The organism is Paenibacillus sp. FSL E2-0151, assembly GCF_037993015.1.
GTDB classification, from domain to species: Bacteria; Bacillota; Bacilli; order Paenibacillales; family Paenibacillaceae; genus Paenibacillus; species Paenibacillus amylolyticus.
Map to the genome: position 1 here is coordinate 2,923,814 of NZ_CP150308.1, position 15,663 is coordinate 2,939,476.

At 47.8% G+C, this 15,663-nt stretch carries 15 protein-coding genes; 8 read left to right on the forward strand and 7 right to left on the reverse strand.

Annotation, left to right across the window (positions count from 1 at the left end; genetic code table 11):
* Positions 1-81 precede the first annotated feature (81 nt).
* Complete coding sequence (locus tag MHI55_RS13555; protein WP_340390250.1) at positions 82-960, reverse strand: prolyl oligopeptidase family serine peptidase; 879 nt, start codon at positions 958-960, stop codon at positions 82-84.
* Positions 961-1,205: 245 nt separating this feature from the next.
* Here MHI55_RS13555 and MHI55_RS13560 point away from each other — a divergent pair, with 245 nt between their 5' ends.
* Positions 1,206-1,949 carry a GTP pyrophosphokinase family protein gene (locus MHI55_RS13560; RefSeq protein ID WP_036608962.1) on the forward strand — a complete coding sequence of 248 codons (744 nt, stop codon included), beginning with the start codon at positions 1,206-1,208 and terminating at the stop codon, positions 1,947-1,949.
* Between the two features lie 6 nt (positions 1,950-1,955).
* A complete protein-coding gene (locus tag MHI55_RS13565; protein WP_340390252.1) occupies positions 1,956-3,191 on the forward strand; it encodes a multidrug effflux MFS transporter in 1,236 nt (411 codons plus the stop codon).
* A gap of 137 nt (positions 3,192-3,328) precedes the next feature.
* Here MHI55_RS13565 and MHI55_RS13570 read toward each other — a convergent pair whose 3' ends face one another.
* The gene (locus tag MHI55_RS13570) at positions 3,329-3,979 is read right to left on the reverse strand and encodes a hypothetical protein (RefSeq protein ID WP_339187927.1); all 651 of its coding nucleotides are present in this window, start codon (positions 3,977-3,979) and stop codon (positions 3,329-3,331) included.
* 497 nt (positions 3,980-4,476) lie between these two features.
* On the opposite strand from MHI55_RS13570, the gene MHI55_RS13575 reads away from it, so the two are divergent.
* The 6 genes from MHI55_RS13575 (at position 4,477) to MHI55_RS13600 (ending at position 12,576) form a co-directional block, all read left to right on the forward strand.
* Complete coding sequence (locus MHI55_RS13575; RefSeq protein WP_084650154.1) at positions 4,477-5,475, forward strand: ABC transporter substrate-binding protein; 999 nt, start codon at positions 4,477-4,479, stop codon at positions 5,473-5,475.
* Positions 5,476-5,644: 169 nt separating this feature from the next.
* Positions 5,645-6,265, forward strand: a complete 621-nt coding sequence (locus MHI55_RS13580) for a flavin reductase family protein (RefSeq protein ID WP_339187925.1) — start codon at positions 5,645-5,647, stop codon at positions 6,263-6,265.
* Between the two features lie 233 nt (positions 6,266-6,498).
* A complete protein-coding gene (locus MHI55_RS13585) occupies positions 6,499-7,653 on the forward strand; it encodes a type III polyketide synthase (protein WP_339187923.1) in 1,155 nt (384 codons plus the stop codon).
* A 114-nt stretch (positions 7,654-7,767) separates the two neighbouring features.
* Positions 7,768-10,014: an MMPL family transporter gene (locus MHI55_RS13590; RefSeq protein ID WP_340390254.1), complete on the forward strand. Its 2,247-nt coding sequence runs from the start codon at positions 7,768-7,770 to the stop codon at positions 10,012-10,014.
* 191 nt (positions 10,015-10,205) lie between these two features.
* Positions 10,206-11,225 carry an alpha/beta hydrolase family protein gene (locus MHI55_RS13595; RefSeq protein WP_339187919.1) on the forward strand — a complete coding sequence of 340 codons (1,020 nt, stop codon included), beginning with the start codon at positions 10,206-10,208 and terminating at the stop codon, positions 11,223-11,225.
* Between the two features lie 235 nt (positions 11,226-11,460).
* Positions 11,461-12,576 (forward strand): GDSL-type esterase/lipase family protein, encoded by a 1,116-nt coding sequence (locus MHI55_RS13600; protein WP_340390598.1) that lies wholly within the window; start codon positions 11,461-11,463, stop codon positions 12,574-12,576.
* Positions 12,577-12,710: 134 nt separating this feature from the next.
* Here MHI55_RS13600 and mnhG read toward each other — a convergent pair whose 3' ends face one another.
* The 5 genes from mnhG to MHI55_RS13625 are packed head-to-tail and all read right to left on the reverse strand — an operon-like array spanning position 12,711 to position 15,663.
* Positions 12,711-13,103, reverse strand: a complete 393-nt coding sequence (gene mnhG / locus MHI55_RS13605; RefSeq protein ID WP_017688856.1) for a monovalent cation/H(+) antiporter subunit G — start codon at positions 13,101-13,103, stop codon at positions 12,711-12,713.
* Positions 13,087-13,371, reverse strand: coding sequence for a Na(+)/H(+) antiporter subunit F1 (locus tag MHI55_RS13610; RefSeq protein WP_017688855.1), 285 nt, complete (start codon positions 13,369-13,371; stop codon positions 13,087-13,089). Before MHI55_RS13610 ends, mnhG begins: the two co-directional genes overlap by 17 nt.
* A complete protein-coding gene (locus MHI55_RS13615) occupies positions 13,371-13,847 on the reverse strand; it encodes a Na+/H+ antiporter subunit E (RefSeq protein ID WP_036608718.1) in 477 nt (158 codons plus the stop codon). Before MHI55_RS13615 ends, MHI55_RS13610 begins: the two co-directional genes overlap by 1 nt.
* Positions 13,848-13,853: 6 nt before the next feature.
* Positions 13,854-15,332, reverse strand: a complete 1,479-nt coding sequence (locus MHI55_RS13620; RefSeq protein WP_036608717.1) for a Na+/H+ antiporter subunit D — start codon at positions 15,330-15,332, stop codon at positions 13,854-13,856.
* A complete protein-coding gene (locus MHI55_RS13625) occupies positions 15,325-15,663 on the reverse strand; it encodes a Na(+)/H(+) antiporter subunit C (RefSeq protein WP_036608715.1) in 339 nt (112 codons plus the stop codon). Before MHI55_RS13625 ends, MHI55_RS13620 begins: the two co-directional genes overlap by 8 nt.

A 15,663-nucleotide genomic window follows, 5' to 3' on the forward strand; every position in this document is an offset into this window, starting at 1 on the left:
TCCGTCCTTTCAAAAAACGTAGCCCCTCCAGTATACAGCCATAACCCATGCATCTTCAAAATGAAATTCATCGCGCAAGACTTAAGGTGCAGCGAGCCAATCAAACATATTGTTCACCGCTGACTGATGTATTTTCTCGTGAAAATGATGATCCTGCCCGCCATAAGCATGAAATGTGACGTCTGCACCTCGCCGCTTAAGCCAGTGATACATTCGGGTTCCGTGACTATAATTCACTTGTGTATCTGATGTACCATGCATGATTAGCACGGGACAAGATAGTTTGTTCGCTTTCGACAAGGGAGAACGGGCGAGATAAGCTTCCGGAACTGCGCGTGGGGAACCACCCAGCACCCGTTTCAATGTGCGCCTCAGGTCGGTTCGCTCATGGTAAGTGCGTTCCACATCGGCGACACCGCTCCAAAGAACTAACTTATGTACTCTGTCAGGTCCCTCATTATAGGTCGTTGCGGTATGTACAGCATTAATGGCCCCACGGGAGAACCCCATTAACGATATCCGAGTCGAGTCGACAAAGGGTAAACGCTGTATCAACCGGTAAGCGGCATGCACATCTTCGGCATCTTTCCCGCCATACTCGTCACGGCCCTCACCTCCTTCGTTGCCACGATAGGATGGGGCGAACACGATATAACCTTTATGTACAAATTGCTCAAGCCAAACGGTATTTACCCCGCCATAGCTGCCAAGTCCGCCGCGGCAATAGATCAGAACCGGCCACTGTTCCGTTAAGTTATCCGTATCATGTATTGTTGCAGCAGGGTAATGGCTGGCGATTGGTTGCAGATGTATAGATGTATGTATGGAAGCGAATTCCGGAAAGGCAGAGGAAACAGAGCCGGGATGAGAAGTTTCATATGTCGTGATATCAGGTAATGAGCAACCTTGTGGCAGGTATAAATAAGCTTTAACCCGAAGTGTATCGGATGAATACGTCACTTGATAGAGCAGTAAAATCCACCTCTTTTATTAATAATTGCGGGCCAAATGAAAGGGATGCTTCTATAGGATGCGCGTAAAATAAGTTCCCATACCTTCCAGGCTGAATCGCCAGCTCAAATGTGAGAAATTCGTTTATTGGCTCCATATGATTTATAATGGTTCAGGAGACATGTGGATTGACCGCTTGTTCTCATATTCATAAAACTAATTTTAGTGTGCAGAAAGAAAGGGAGAAAGCCATGATGAACGCTCCACATCCAATCGATCAATTCAAGAAATTCAAATATGAAATTACCAGATTTATGATGATCTATAAATTTGCTCTGGATCAAATGGAGACCAAGATTGAAGTCCTGAAGGAAGAATTCCAGTCTTTGCATGATTACAGTCCAATTGAGCATACAAAGTCCAGACTGAAATCACCTGAGAGCATTATGAACAAGATGTTCCGCAAAAATCATGAGTTAACGTTTGAGAGCATTAAGCAAAATATCAAGGATATCGCCGGGGTACGGATTACATGTTCCTTTATCTCGGATATCTATCGCATTAAGGATATGCTGTGCAACCAGAGTGATCTGCGTGTACTGGAGGTCAAAGACTACATCGAGAATCCAAAGCCAAACGGCTACCAAAGCCTTCACCTTCTGGTGGAAGTGCCTGTGTACATGTCCAATGGTGAGGAACGAGCATGTGTGGAGATCCAGATCCGTACAATCGCGATGGATTTCTGGGCGAGTCTGGAGCATAAGATTTTTTATAAATACAATAAGGATGTTCCCGAGCATTTGACCAGAGAGTTAAAGAGTGCGGCAGATTCGGCAAATGCGCTGGATCAACAGATGGAGCGACTTCACCGGGAAATTCAGGAGATTAAGGACGCCGATAACGAGCGGGATGAAGAAGAATTGCGCCGTATTATTATTAACAATCAACAGTTCACATTGCCATCCAACTTGCTCAAGCTGCTGGGTAGCGGGGAGTAGTATTTGATGAAAAGTACAACAGTTTCATTGAACACAAACTCCACATCTCGTGTACGGATGGCTTTAATTCTGGGGACACTGTCGGCCTTCGGGCCGTTGTCCCTGGATATGTATTTACCCGCATTGCCCACGCTGGCTGATGAGTTTGGTTCATCTACTTCGTATGCTCAACTCAGTCTGACGGCGTGTATGATTGGACTTGCGGTTGGACAGTTGCTTGCCGGACCTCTAAGTGATGTGCGTGGTCGGCGAACACCGCTCATTGCAGGGCTTGTGCTCTATACTATCGCCTCCATACTTTGCCTAGTCAGCCCGACGATGGGCTCTTTTGTTGTGCTGCGGTTCATTCAAGGTGTAGCTGGAGCAGCAGGGATTGTCATCTCACGCGCAATCGTCAGAGACGTATATTCGGGCCCGGAACTGACACGGTTCTTCTCTCTGTTAATGCTGATTAACGGCGTAGCCCCGATTGCTGCACCAATCATTGGTGGACAATTGTTGACGTATACATCGTGGCGCGGCGTATTTATTTTGCTCAGCCTTATCGGTATACTGACGCTGTTGGCTGTCATTTTCGGTCTTGGAGAGACATTACCTTCCAATCGCAGATCAAGCGGAGGATTGAAGCAGACATTACTTACGTTTCGCCAAATCGCGGGGGATCGTCAGTTTATGGGTTATGCGTTAACCCAAGGATTTGTAGCTGCTGGCATGTTTGCGTACATATCAGGTTCACCGTTTGTGCTTCAGAAAATATACGGGGTATCCCCGCAAATGTTCAGTGTATGCTTCGCCATTAACGGGTTAGGCATTATTCTGGCCAGTCAGATTGCCGGTAGACTTGCAGGAAAGGTATCAGAGAATCGCCTGTTAATTGCGGGGCTGCTAACCGCGGCGCTCGGAGGAACTTCATTGCTCATCGCCATTTTGGCTGGAGGTAATCTAATCTCTGTACTGATTCCGCTATTTTTGGTGGTATCCAGTGTTGGGTTGGTCAATACCGCGTCCTTTGCCTTGGCGATGGCCAATCAGGAGAAGTCGGCAGGCAGTGCTTCTGCGCTTATTGGTGTGATGACGTTCCTGTTCGGTGGTATTGTCGCTCCACTCGTAGGTCTCGGAGGAGAAGGCACAGCTGTGCCAATGGGAATCGTTATCGCGTGTGCTGATCTCGGTGCCTTGGTGATTTATTTCCTAATGGTCAGTAGAGGCGGGAAGCGCCAGAACGATCAAGTGTTGAGTTAAAGGTACTGATTCTGTACACCTTGCGTTTATGGAGTCTTAGTAATGTAAAGGTACATCTGGATAAAAGGACGAAAAAGAGCCTCACTTGGAAGGAATTATGCTTCCAAGTGGGGCTCTTGCTGTAGGCAAGGACAGGTTTAGCAGAGCGCAAACAAAATCTGTGTATTGGACAGTATACCTGGCGTGAGGAATGGATAGAAGTACCCCACCACAAAACCAAACAGATTAATTGCAGGCCACATCAGGTAGACATCATTGTATGTGAAGACAAGGGACCATCGGTTATAGCAAAAGTTGGGCAGCGCACGTTCTTCGTTCTCTCGAGGTGCCGCTGCACCAGTCTGTGCAAATTGAACCGCTTGAGTGAGGCTTTGCGGCTGTTGCTGGAGGAAAAGCGGAAGCAGACCCGGGCTGCTTTTGATCAGGTTATACAGAAAAAGCATTTCTGCCGGAGGCTGACCTACCGGACGAGGATAGGCACTAAGTAGGGTGGGCAGGTTGCCTTGAGTCAGTTGCGCAGGTACGCCCGGTGCTGTACCCGGAATTGTACCTGGAATGCCTCCAGGGATATATGGACCGGGTCCTCCGCCTGGAATGTATGGAGGATAGGTGCCTTGACCGCCAGGGATACCAGGAAACGTCGGACCACCCGGTGTGCCGCCACCGCCACCTCCTGGGAACAGTGGAGGTAATTGAAAGGAACGGTCTTCTCCATAACTTAGATAAGGGTTATATTCGTAATACATGTACAGAACATCCTTCCTGTCGTCGTATTCTGCATTCAGCATATGGCGGCATCCGCCTATATGTGAGTGCCGCCAAGAAGATTTTATATGATCTATATAGTTGAACTAATCCTTTACACAAACGGAGAGGATAGAAAAAACCTGAAAAAGCGAAGCTACAAGCTTTCTGCAAGAAAGCTACTTCGAAAGCATACACTCGCCTAAAAGCTTTCTGAAAGAAAGCTGCATCGGAAGCATACGCTATCCCCGGATTTTCCCTTAGAGAAAAGGGAATCGAAAAAATCTGGGGATAGCAGCGATTGGAAGGTTGTTTTATCATCGTAGTGTCAGTGTAAACAATCTGTAGTTCAACTTTATAGCGCAGAGCAAAATCGAATTGACAACTGAACTGATAACAATTATCATTGTCAATGGAATCGGACAAATGTACATACGGATATTATATGTATCAATAATAGTTTCAATATTTTTGAACATTGAAATCTGTCACAATAACGCCGAATAAGGTTTTTATAATGAATTGAAAGGGGATATATCAAGTGTTTAAGAGAAATAAAAAGATGATCATGCTTCTAATGACGGTGATGGTTATGTCCATCTGGTTGGTCGCGTGTGGAACAAAAACGGCAGAGAATGGAGCAGCAGGAGAGAGCGAGACAACAACGGAGACAGAGACACAAACAGAAGCCGCTACAGAGCGCACATTAACAGATGCAATGGGACACGAAGTAACAATTCCCGCAAATCCGGAGCGCATCATCGCGTCTTATCTGGAAGACCATCTTGTTACACTCGGTGTTAAGCCAGCAGCACAATGGGCCATCAACAACGGCAGTGGTTTGCAGGATTATCTGCAAACCGATCTGAATGGTATACCTGGTATTGCAAGTGATCTACCTTTTGAAGCCATGGCCAGTTTCTCACCAGACCTGATTATTATGGGTTCTGAAAGTACAGTTGAAGGGGAGAAATACGAACAGTACAACAAAATTGCCCCTACTTATGTACTCGGAGATGAGGTCAACAAGGACTCGCGTCAGGCTCTGCTCAAGATCGGCGAGCTTCTGAACAAATCGGATGTAGCGCAGAAGGCGCTTGACGATTATGATGCCAAGGCAAAGGAAATCAAAGAAAAAGTAACTGCTGTTACTGGAGGAACAAAGTCGGCCGCAGCGTTGTGGTTGTTCAATAACAAGTTTTATGTTGTAAGCAACAATGTTTCCAGTGGTGAAGTGATGTACAACGAACTTGGACTTGCAGAGCCTAATGTTGTGAAGGAAGCATCTGCGAAGGCAACGGGTAACTGGTCTGAGATTTCATTGGAGAAGATCGCGGAAATGGACACAGACTATCTATTCCTGGTGAACAGTGACAAGGGAGCAGGCTCAGAAGCGCTGAAAGATGCCGTATGGCAGAGCATTCCTGCTGTAAAGACAGGTAATGTCTTTGAATTCACCCGGTCCAGTAGCTGGTTGTATAGTGGAGTTCAAGCGAATCTTCAAATTATGGAAGACATTCAGAACAGCATCGTTAAATAAGAAATAGCCAATACGAAATGGCATGTTCAAACTCCTTGGTGCAGTGGGCACCAGGGAGTTTTTTTGTTAATTTAGCATTTTACGATATATAATAAAGAAGTAGAAACATTGTCGTATCATGAAGTAGAGTTGTCATTTGCTTCACGAGCATGGAAGGGGATATTTACATATGTACACATTGGATCCACGTGAAATAACGGGGAGAGACAACTATAAACTGATGAGTGGTTCGGTGGTGCCACGTCCAATTGCTTTTGTGACGACACTTTCAGATAAGAATGGTGTAATTAATGCAGCGCCTTTTAGTTTCTTTAATGTGGTTAGTTCGGACCCGCCGCTGTTATCCATATCTATTGCACGTAAAGACGGTATCATGAAAGATACTGCACGTAATGTGATTGCTCATCAAGAACTGGTCGTGCATATCTGTGATGAAGCAATCATAACAGAAGTGAATGAGACAGCAGCCATACTGGAACCCCACGAAAGTGAGCTTGAGCGGACAAAACTGACTACAGTGTCAAGTACCAAGGTTGCTGTGCCAGGAATTCAGGAAGCACTCATTCGGATGGAGTGTGAGCTGTATCAACACATTCCGATCACGAATGATGAGGGCAAACCAGTGAGTGACCTGCTACTGGTACGCATTGTACAGTATCATTTCAGCGAACAAGTCTACAATCCGGACAAGGGCTATGTCCTGATGGATCATTTGAAACCAGTCAGCCGACTGGCGGGTAATGATTATGCCAAGCTTGGGGAGAGATTCACGATAATTCGGCCTGAATAGTTCTGACAGATCGAATATGTAATATAGGAACGGGTTTAATCCGGTATCAAAGGCGGACAGCACGTGCGAAACTCGCATAAGTTGTCCGCCTTTGCTTGTTAATATGAACATAAACAGGACAGGTAGTGAATAGACTTGTACTATATCCTGCACACATGTCATATGAACCTATTTTATATATAGGTTGTTTAAAAAGCCTACTTTTGAACACGTACTATAAGGGGGTTAAGCCGATGAACCAGCTTGAGGCAAATACTGGGGCAAGTATTATGGGAATAGGAACGGCGTGGCCTGCCCACCGTATTGAGCAAAAGGATGTGTCTGCCCGTCTCGCGCAAGCGCTGGAACATGAGCCGGATGCGAGAAGGTGGGCCAAACGAATCTTTAATCAGTGCGGTGTGGAGACTCGGTATACGTGTGAACCAAATCTGCTTGAGCCTGTTGATTCTTGCCGATATTTACCCTTTACCAATGCGGACGAGGTTCCGACTACATCCGAGCGTATGGGCAAATACAAAGCTGCTGCTGTTCCACTTGGTCTCGAGGCGGCCGGACAGGCCATTCAGGATGCAGACGTAACCTCCTCGGAAATTACACATCTCATTACGGTGAGTTGCACGGGGCAATTCCTGCCCGGACTTGATGTTCGGCTGATCCAACAGCTTGAACTGTCACCGCAGATCAACCGGATTCCACTGGTGTTTCAAGGATGTGCAGCCGGTCTGAAGGCGATCCAACTGGCGAATTCCATTGTAACGACAGATCAGAAGGCTACGGTTCTCATCGTGTGTGTGGAACTATGTACACTTCACTTTCAGCCATCTGCCAAACGGGACGACCTGTATGCTGCATCTTTCTTCGGAGACGGTGCCTCTGCCTGTATTATTGGTGCGTCCGGAACAGACCGTAATGAATGTTTTCGACTGGGCCGAGGGCACTCAACGCTGCTCCCGGATTGTGCAGAAGAAATGATCTGGGAAGTGGGCAATACAGGCTTTGATCTCTACCTGTCACCACAGATTCCGAAGCTGCTTGGTTTGCATCTCGGTCCAGAGGTAGAACAGTTGCTGGAGGGAAGCAGTTTACCGGAAATATGGGCAATCCATCCGGGAGGCAGAGGCATCGTGGATGCCGTTCAGAAGCTGTATCAGTTGACAGATGAGCAGGTCTCCTACAGCCGAAACATCCTGCGGGATTATGGCAACCTGTCGTCCGTGACGATTCTTTTTGTTCTTCAAGCCATCCGCGAGGATTACAGACAGAAGGAAGAGCATTCCAGTGGGATAGCGCTGGCCTTTGGCCCGGGACTGACAGCAGAGTTACTTCCTTTTAAATACATCCCTGCCCCCATAGCGAACAGAACACCTGTGAATCACGGCATCCAATAGTTCGCGAACCCGAGTGAAGGAGATATACACCGCAAGTGTATGAATGTGCTTATGATCTTACCCTTACCGATGAATATAATCGAATGACTAATCTGATCGCAGAGGAGCTTAGGTATGGGTTATCGCAGACTTGCTGCCTTCATCAGCCGATATCCGCGGTTCATTATTCTCTGCTGGGTATTTATCATCGGGATGTCAACGGTCTGGGCGTGGAAGTTACCTGACATTGTTCAGGATCACGGATTAAAACGGGTTCACGGGGATGCGCAAGCGGTTGAACTTGTTCTGGAGGATGAATTCGGATCTCCCGCTGATCCGGTTATTCTGGTGTTTGAGAAAAAGGAAAATACCTCGCCGTTACAGTTCAGGCAGTGGATCAAGGATCGTTTGACACAGGTTCAAGTGTTGCCTGCGGTAACCTCTATCGCGTCCCCTTTGGATGCTAGCGAAAGGGTGACGCTTAAAGACCATAGGGCATATTCCCTTGTGAAAATGGATGTGACCGCGCATCAGATGGGTCCCCCACTGGAGCAGTTGCGCGCCGTGCTGGAAACAGACGGTCCAGGTACGGTGCAATTGACGGGGAAGGCAGTCGTGCAGCAGGATGTCAATCATCTGAGCTTTCGTGATCTGGAACGGGCAGAGATGGTGGGCCTACCGATTGCCCTGATCGTTTTGTGTTTTGCATTCAGAGGGCTATATGCCGCGTTGATTGCTGTCATGATGGGGATCAGTGCTGTGATTACTGCGATGGGAGTCACGTCACTCCTTGGTTATCATCTGGAATTGTCCAACTTTATCATTAATGTGATTCCCATGGTGGGCATGGCACTGAGTATAGACTTTGCCCTGATCATCCTGAGCAGGTACAGGGAAGAAGTTCAGCGGGCTTATGAAGATGAAGGCGAAGCTAATGTCCAGGGCAGAAGTCTGTTTATGCAGAACGAGGTTTTGCGTAGGGAGATTCTTCAGCGAACACTGCGTACAGCAGGCAGAGCGGTGTTGTTCTCGGCAGCTTGCGTGCTCCTTGGGCTGCTGGGTCTGCTCTGGATCAGACTGCCGATGTTTCTGAGTGTATCCTTGGGGGCCATCATCGTTCTGCTCCTATCGCTGCTTTTAAATGTAACACTGCTTCCAGCCGTGCTGTCACTGTCTACGGGTCGGATCTTCAGGCGAAAGTTAGTCCATTGGTTACCTAGACGCTCGGTCTGGCATCGATGGTCAGCGATGGTCATGAAACGACCCGTCAGTATGACCATTGGAGGTACGGTTGTGCTGCTCCTGTGTGTTTTTCCAGTGACCCGGCTGGAACTGTCCGTCCCGGATGCTTCTTCACTGCCAGAGAGAATGGAGTCCCGCCAGGCAGCAGAGCAGTTGCAACATGATTTGGGGCAAAAGAATACCTCCGCCATCGAGATCGTGATTGGCGGACAGCAGGAACTGTTGACTGCCTCTCACTGGCATTTGGCCCACAACAAAGCCCGTCAATTACTGCAGGACTCGGGCGTATTGAGCATTGTTTCACCATGGGGCCTATTACAGCCGAATCAAAATGGCTCGCAGAGCCTTTTTCAAATTCCACCGTCGGCGCTCACTCCTTCCATAGAAGACAAGGAGTCAATAAGGACGGCATGGCTGCGTTCAACGGTCTCTGATCATTCCATACGCTTAATAGCCAACGTGTACGGGGAGCCCGGGTCGGAGCAGGTCGCAGACTGGCTGGAACGAATGAGGAATAGCGATCATGCACCAGGTTCCAACAACGTAAAACTACGTTATGGTGGGGAAGCTGCCAAGCAGTATGAAATAATGCAGGAAGTCACAAGTCAACTGCCCAAAGTGCTGGTATTTGTAGTGGTCACCAATTATCTTGTATTACTGGCTGCATTCCGATCGATGCTCATTCCAATCAAGGCAATTGTGATGAATCTGCTCAGCTTAGCCGCTTCATTTGGCATATTGGTGTGGGTGTTCAATGAAGGACATCTAGGTATGGAGCCGTCAGCTATTGCGATTATGATTCCTGTATTCATTGCAGGATTGGTGTTTGGCATATCCATGGATTATGGTGTGTTTATGCTGAGCCGTATTCAGGAAGTGTATAGACGAACCGGAGACAGTGATGTGGCTGTCCAACAGGGATTGGCTTCTACAGGTCGTCTGGTCACCTCCGCAGCGGCCATTCTGCTTGCGGTGACTGTGCCGTTTGCTTTTGCTGAAGTCGCAGGTGTGAGGCAGTTAGGGATCGGAATCACGGCAGCGGTGTTGATTGACGTTACATTAATCCGTCTAATACTGGTACCTGCATTGATGAAATTAATGGGCAGGTGGAACTGGTGGCTGCCAGGTCAGATGAAATGAAGGGTATTTCCGTAACCTGTCTTCAGGTTGGAGATATCCTTTTTTTGGCTAGAAAGCGTGTGATTCTATTCAAAACAGGCAAACATGTTCAATTCATGGGTGACATGGATGTTCTATAATGGATGGGATTAATTCCATATCACAGTCTTATATCTACGTTATCCTACTAAAAACAGGAGGGACACAGGCCCATGTCTGATATTGAAGCCTATCTACAACAACAAACGAATATTCGTGGTCGTTCCGCGTATCATGCAGATCAACCCCTGGAGTTATGGCGCAGTCAGTTACGTACACGTGTGAAAGAACGGCTGGGAGGTTTTCCCACGATGGCGGCCGCACTGAATCCTGTCTTACTGGAGCGCATTACATGTGACGGATATATTCGGGAGCGGATTGAAATCACGACCTATGCAGGACTTCGCATGCCTGTATATTTATTAATTCCTGGTGATGGAAGCGTTACTGATACAAAGAGACCTGCTATCGTTGCTTGTCATGGGCATGGCTACGGTAGCAGAGAGATATCGGGTATGGAACCGGATGGGTCACTACGGACAGGCGAGCCCGGATTACACAAGGACTTTGCAGTAGCTCTTGTGAAGCGTGGTTATGTGGTTGCGGCTCCAGAGTTGCTCGGATTTGGTGATCGAAGACTGGAAGAGGACCGCGATGCGCCACCAGGGGTAAGCTCCTGTACGAAGATTGCTGCGCATCTGCTCATGGTGGGGAAGACCCTCGCCGGTCATAGGGTGTATGAAACAACACGTGTATTGGATTATGTATCGACTCGGCCAGAAGTGGATTCGGAGCGAATTGGAAGCATGGGTATCTCGGGCGGGGGGCTGGTGACCGCATTTACAGCCGCGTTGGATGAACGGTTCAGGGCAACTGTGGTAAGCGGTTATGCAAATACATTCCAGGGCAGCATATTGGATCGGAACCATTGTCTGGACAACTATGTGCCAGGTATCCTGCGTGAAGCGGAATTGCCGGATCTCATCGGCCTGATTGTGCCTAGGCCACTTTTTATTGAAGCCGGAAGTGATGATCAGGTGTTCCCCATCCATGCAGCGAGAGAGGCGTATACCCGTTTGACACACATATATGAGCAGGCGGGAGCATCAGAATCACTGGATGCGGATTTCTTTACCGGTGCACATGAGATTAGCGGAGTGAAAGCCTATGACTGGCTTGACCAAGTTCTGTGAAACTGAGGCTTAAAAAAACTGAAAAAGCGAAGTTACAAGCTTTCTGCAAGAAAGCTACATCGGAAGCATAAGCTATCACCGGATTTTCCCTTGAGAAAAGGGAATCGAAAAATCTGGGGATAACAGCGATTGGAAGGTTATTCTGTCTTCGTAGTATATTCGAGAGGAGAATTCAGTGATGAAATGGTCAATATCGGTTAAGCTTCTGCTCTGTTTTGTTCTGTTTGCGAGTACAATGGGCATCGGTTTGGGAAGCAGTGGAGGGCAAGTCGCCGAAGCGGCAACGGACAATTACAGATTTGATTTTGGTTCGGGTGGCGTTGAGAGCGGTTACACAGGCGTGTCCGCAGGAGATGCTTATACGCCCACGAAAGGTTATGGCTTCAACACACCTGCACAGATGAGGAATGTGTCTGCCTCAGGAAGCGGGGTTAAGAGTGACGCTGTGCAGTTTCTGACTTACGGCACCAAGAGCACCAATACCTTCAATGTGAATCTGTCCAATGGCCTATATGAAGTTAAAGTGGTCCTGGGCAATACTGCCAGAGCGAGTGTGGCTGCAGAAGGTGTCTACCAGATCATCAATATGACAGGCAACGGGGCAACGGACCAATTTCAAATTCCGGTGACTGACGGGCAATTAAACCTGCTGGTTACAGAAGGAAAGACAGGTACGGCCTTCACACTTAGTGCACTCGAAATCCGGAAGTTATCCAATCAGACCGTTACCAACCGCACAATCTACATTGGTGGTGACTCAACAGTTTGTAATTACTATCCGCTGGGTAGCAGTGTACAAGGAGGTTGGGGACAGCTGTTTCCGTCCTATGTGAACAATTCCATCTTCCAGGTTCGAAATATGGCGGCAAGTGGTCAATTTGCGAGAGGTTTCCGCGATGATGGTCAGATGGAAGCGATTCTCAAGTATATCAAGCCGGGAGATTATTTTATTTTGCAATTCGGAATTAACGATACCAATGCCAAGAATAATACAACGGAGGCGCAGTTCAAAGAGATTATGCGGGATATGGTACGTAAGGCGAAGAACAAAGGAGCAACGGTGATCCTCTCCACGCCTCAGGGCCGGGCAACAGATTTTAATACAGCCAATGTGCATCAAGCGGAGAACCGCTGGTACAATCAATCCACACGTGCACTCGCTCAGGAAGAGGGGGTTACCCTTGTTGAACTGAACAAGCTGAGTTCAGCCTATTTCACGTCTATTGGTCCTGCGGCAACACTTGCTCTGTATATGACAGGGGATAGTCTGCATCCGAATCGTCAAGGGGCTGCGGAGCTTGCACGTATTGTGGCTGCGGATCTGAGAAGACAGGGACTGAATGGATTCTGACTTTATTACTTAATCAGTCTGCATAATCAGTGGTTGATATGATCCGTGTATGCAAAATAAAAAAATACCCCCGAGAACATGCCGCGAAAAGGGCGGCTGATCCTCGGGGGTATTTGTTATGCCTAGGCTGGGGATTACTCCATCATATCCTTGGCTTCATGGTTCACTTTTTTTCCTTTTAACAAGGGTTCCAGTTCATCTTGCACGCTCTGCTCCCACAGTGGTACATCTGTGCGATAGGCGGCCCGTCCGTTCAGATGTCCGGCGACCGGAGCCGTGATGAATACAAACAGGATACCTAACAACAAGCGGGCACTGATATAGTTATCGAAATACCAGAAGTAGAAAAATGTAGCGCTTAATACACAGAACACTCCAAGTGTCATACTTTTGGTTGCGGCATGGGCACGCAGATATACATCAGGCAGACGAATAAGTCCGAATGCACTGAGTGCACTGAGTAGTGCACCGAGCAGTACGAGTAGACCTATAGCGGTTTCAGCGGCTACTTTAACGATCTCCATCATTTTTGAATACCGCCCCCCGTTCAATATAACGTGCAAATGCCACTGTACTTAGAAAAGCCAAAATGCCAATCAGCAAGATAATATCCAGATAGGCCTGAGTTTGCAGCATCATCGACAGAACGGCAACGATGGCAATCACATTGATACCGATGGTATCCAGTGCCGTGATCCGGTCAGCCATGGATGGTCCCCGAAGCACCCTGTACAAGCAACCCAGAATGGCTAAGGAGAGAATGAGCAATGAGATGAACAACAGTGAGGATAACATTAACGCGTCACCTCCATAATTGCTTTTTCGAATGTATTTTGGATATCATCTCTCATTTTCTGTTCATCCTTGATATCGAGTGCGTGGATAAACAGTTTACGTTGATTACCCGAGATCTCAAGTGGCAGAGAACCTGGTGTCAATGAGATGAGTAAGCAGAGCAGAGTAACTTCCCAATCCGAGGACAATTGAGTTTTATACGTAAAAATACCGGGCCTTATATCGAGCTTAGGCTTGATAATCTGGCGTATAACCTCAATGCTGGCTCGCACCAGTTCCTTGAACAGCAGTGTAATTAGTTTGAAAATGGCCCAGACTCGCACAATATAGAAGCGCTGGGGGAAGAATCTGCGCATCCCCCCGATGAGAAGCAGTCCGAGCAGGTAACCTATGAGAAAACCAACACCATTCCAGGCGTTGTTCAGAAACATCCATACAAAAGCAATGATAAGATTCAGTACAATCTGAAAGGCCATAGACATCTACTCCTTCAATACGGCATCAATATAAATATTGGGATGCAGTAGAATATCGCCTGCGCGGGAGGTCAATTGGAACATGCCTTCAGCCCCCACACCCATTACGATGATGAATACAAACAGAATTCCGGCAGGAATCAGAAGGCCGTTCACCGCGTAAGGGCGTCTTGTAACCCCGGCAGGCGGTTCGCCCCAGAACGCTTGTATGAAGATACGAAGTACCGAATATAACATCAACAAGCTCGAAAGCACCGCAATGCCGGTAAGACCATACAAGCCTGCCTGCAAGCCTCCTTCAAAGAGAAGCAACTTCCCCGGAAATCCACTAAATGGCGGCAAACCTGCCAAGGCAAGTGCGCTAATGAAGAACATCCAGCCTAGCAGCGGATAGCGATGGATTAGCCCGCCCATGTTATCAAGTTTGGATGTTCCGGCAACAGCGATCAAGGCACCGCCGAGCAGGAAGAGCAATGTTTTGATCAACATATCATGCAGCATATAGAAGAGCAGACCTTCCAGTGCAGGGCGACTGGCCGCGGCCATACCAAAAGCGACAAACCCTACACCTGCGACCACGTTGTAGATGAGAATCTTGTTTACATCGCGGTATGAGATCGCACCAATGACACCCAGGACCATCGTTGCTCCAGCCATCCATCCGATTAGTGCATGGAAGAAATCAGGATCATGATAGAAGATCAGTGTGAATGTTCGCACAATCGCGTACAAGCCAACCTTGGTAAGCAATCCTGCGAACAATGCAGTGACAACAGCAGGTGGTGCCGCATAAGAGCCCGACAGCCAGAAGAACAGGAACAGCCCGGCCTTGATGCTAAATACGATCAGAAAGAGAACAGCAATTAAGGTAATGACTCCGCTCTGTCCCACTTCAGCAATTTTGACGGACAAATCTGCCATGTTCAGTGTGCCAGTTATGGAGTAGAGGAAGCCGATGGAAGCGACAAAAAGAGCTGAAGAAACGATGTTAATCAAGACATATTTGATCGTTTCCCGAAGCTGTCTTTCCGTACCTCCCAATACGATCAGTGCATAGGAAGAGATGAGCATCAGTTCAAAGCTGACAAACAAATTGAACAAATCTCCGGTTAGGAATGAACCGTTAACTCCCGCGATCAGAAAATGAAAGAACGGATAGAAGTGGTGTTCTTCCCGCTCCTTGTTCACACTGCGGAACGCATACAGCAGACACGCCAGTGCAATGATGGAAGCGGCAACGACAAGTAGCGCCGATACCATGTCCGCAACAAGCACAATACCATAGGGAGGTGCCCATCCACCCATATTAAGCGTTAGCACTCCAGTCTGAGCTACCCGCGTAATGAGTATCGTTGAGACCGCTGCTGTAAACAAAAGTCCAATGACACTAATGATCCGCTGGATATTCGTTTTCCGGAAAAATAGCAGAGCCAGAACACCTGTAATCAAAGGCAACAGAATGGGCAGAACGACGAGATTATTCATATGGGCGCCCCCTTACTTCTTCCATATCGTCTGTTCTCAGCTTCAGATAAGAACGATAGGAGAGAACAAAGAAGAACGCAGTGAGTCCGAAATTAATAACAATCGAAGTTAGTATCAAAGCCTGAGGAAGAGGATCGACATAACGTTCAGCCATCTCCCCAAGCAGCGGTGGTGCCCCAGTTTTGAGACGTGACATGGTGATCAAGAGCAGATGCACGCCATGGGTTAGTATGGACATGCCAAGTACGATGCGGAGCAGGCTCCGCGACAAGATTAAAAAGACGGCAACCGCAAACAGAATGCCAACGGCTACACACATCAATATTTCCAT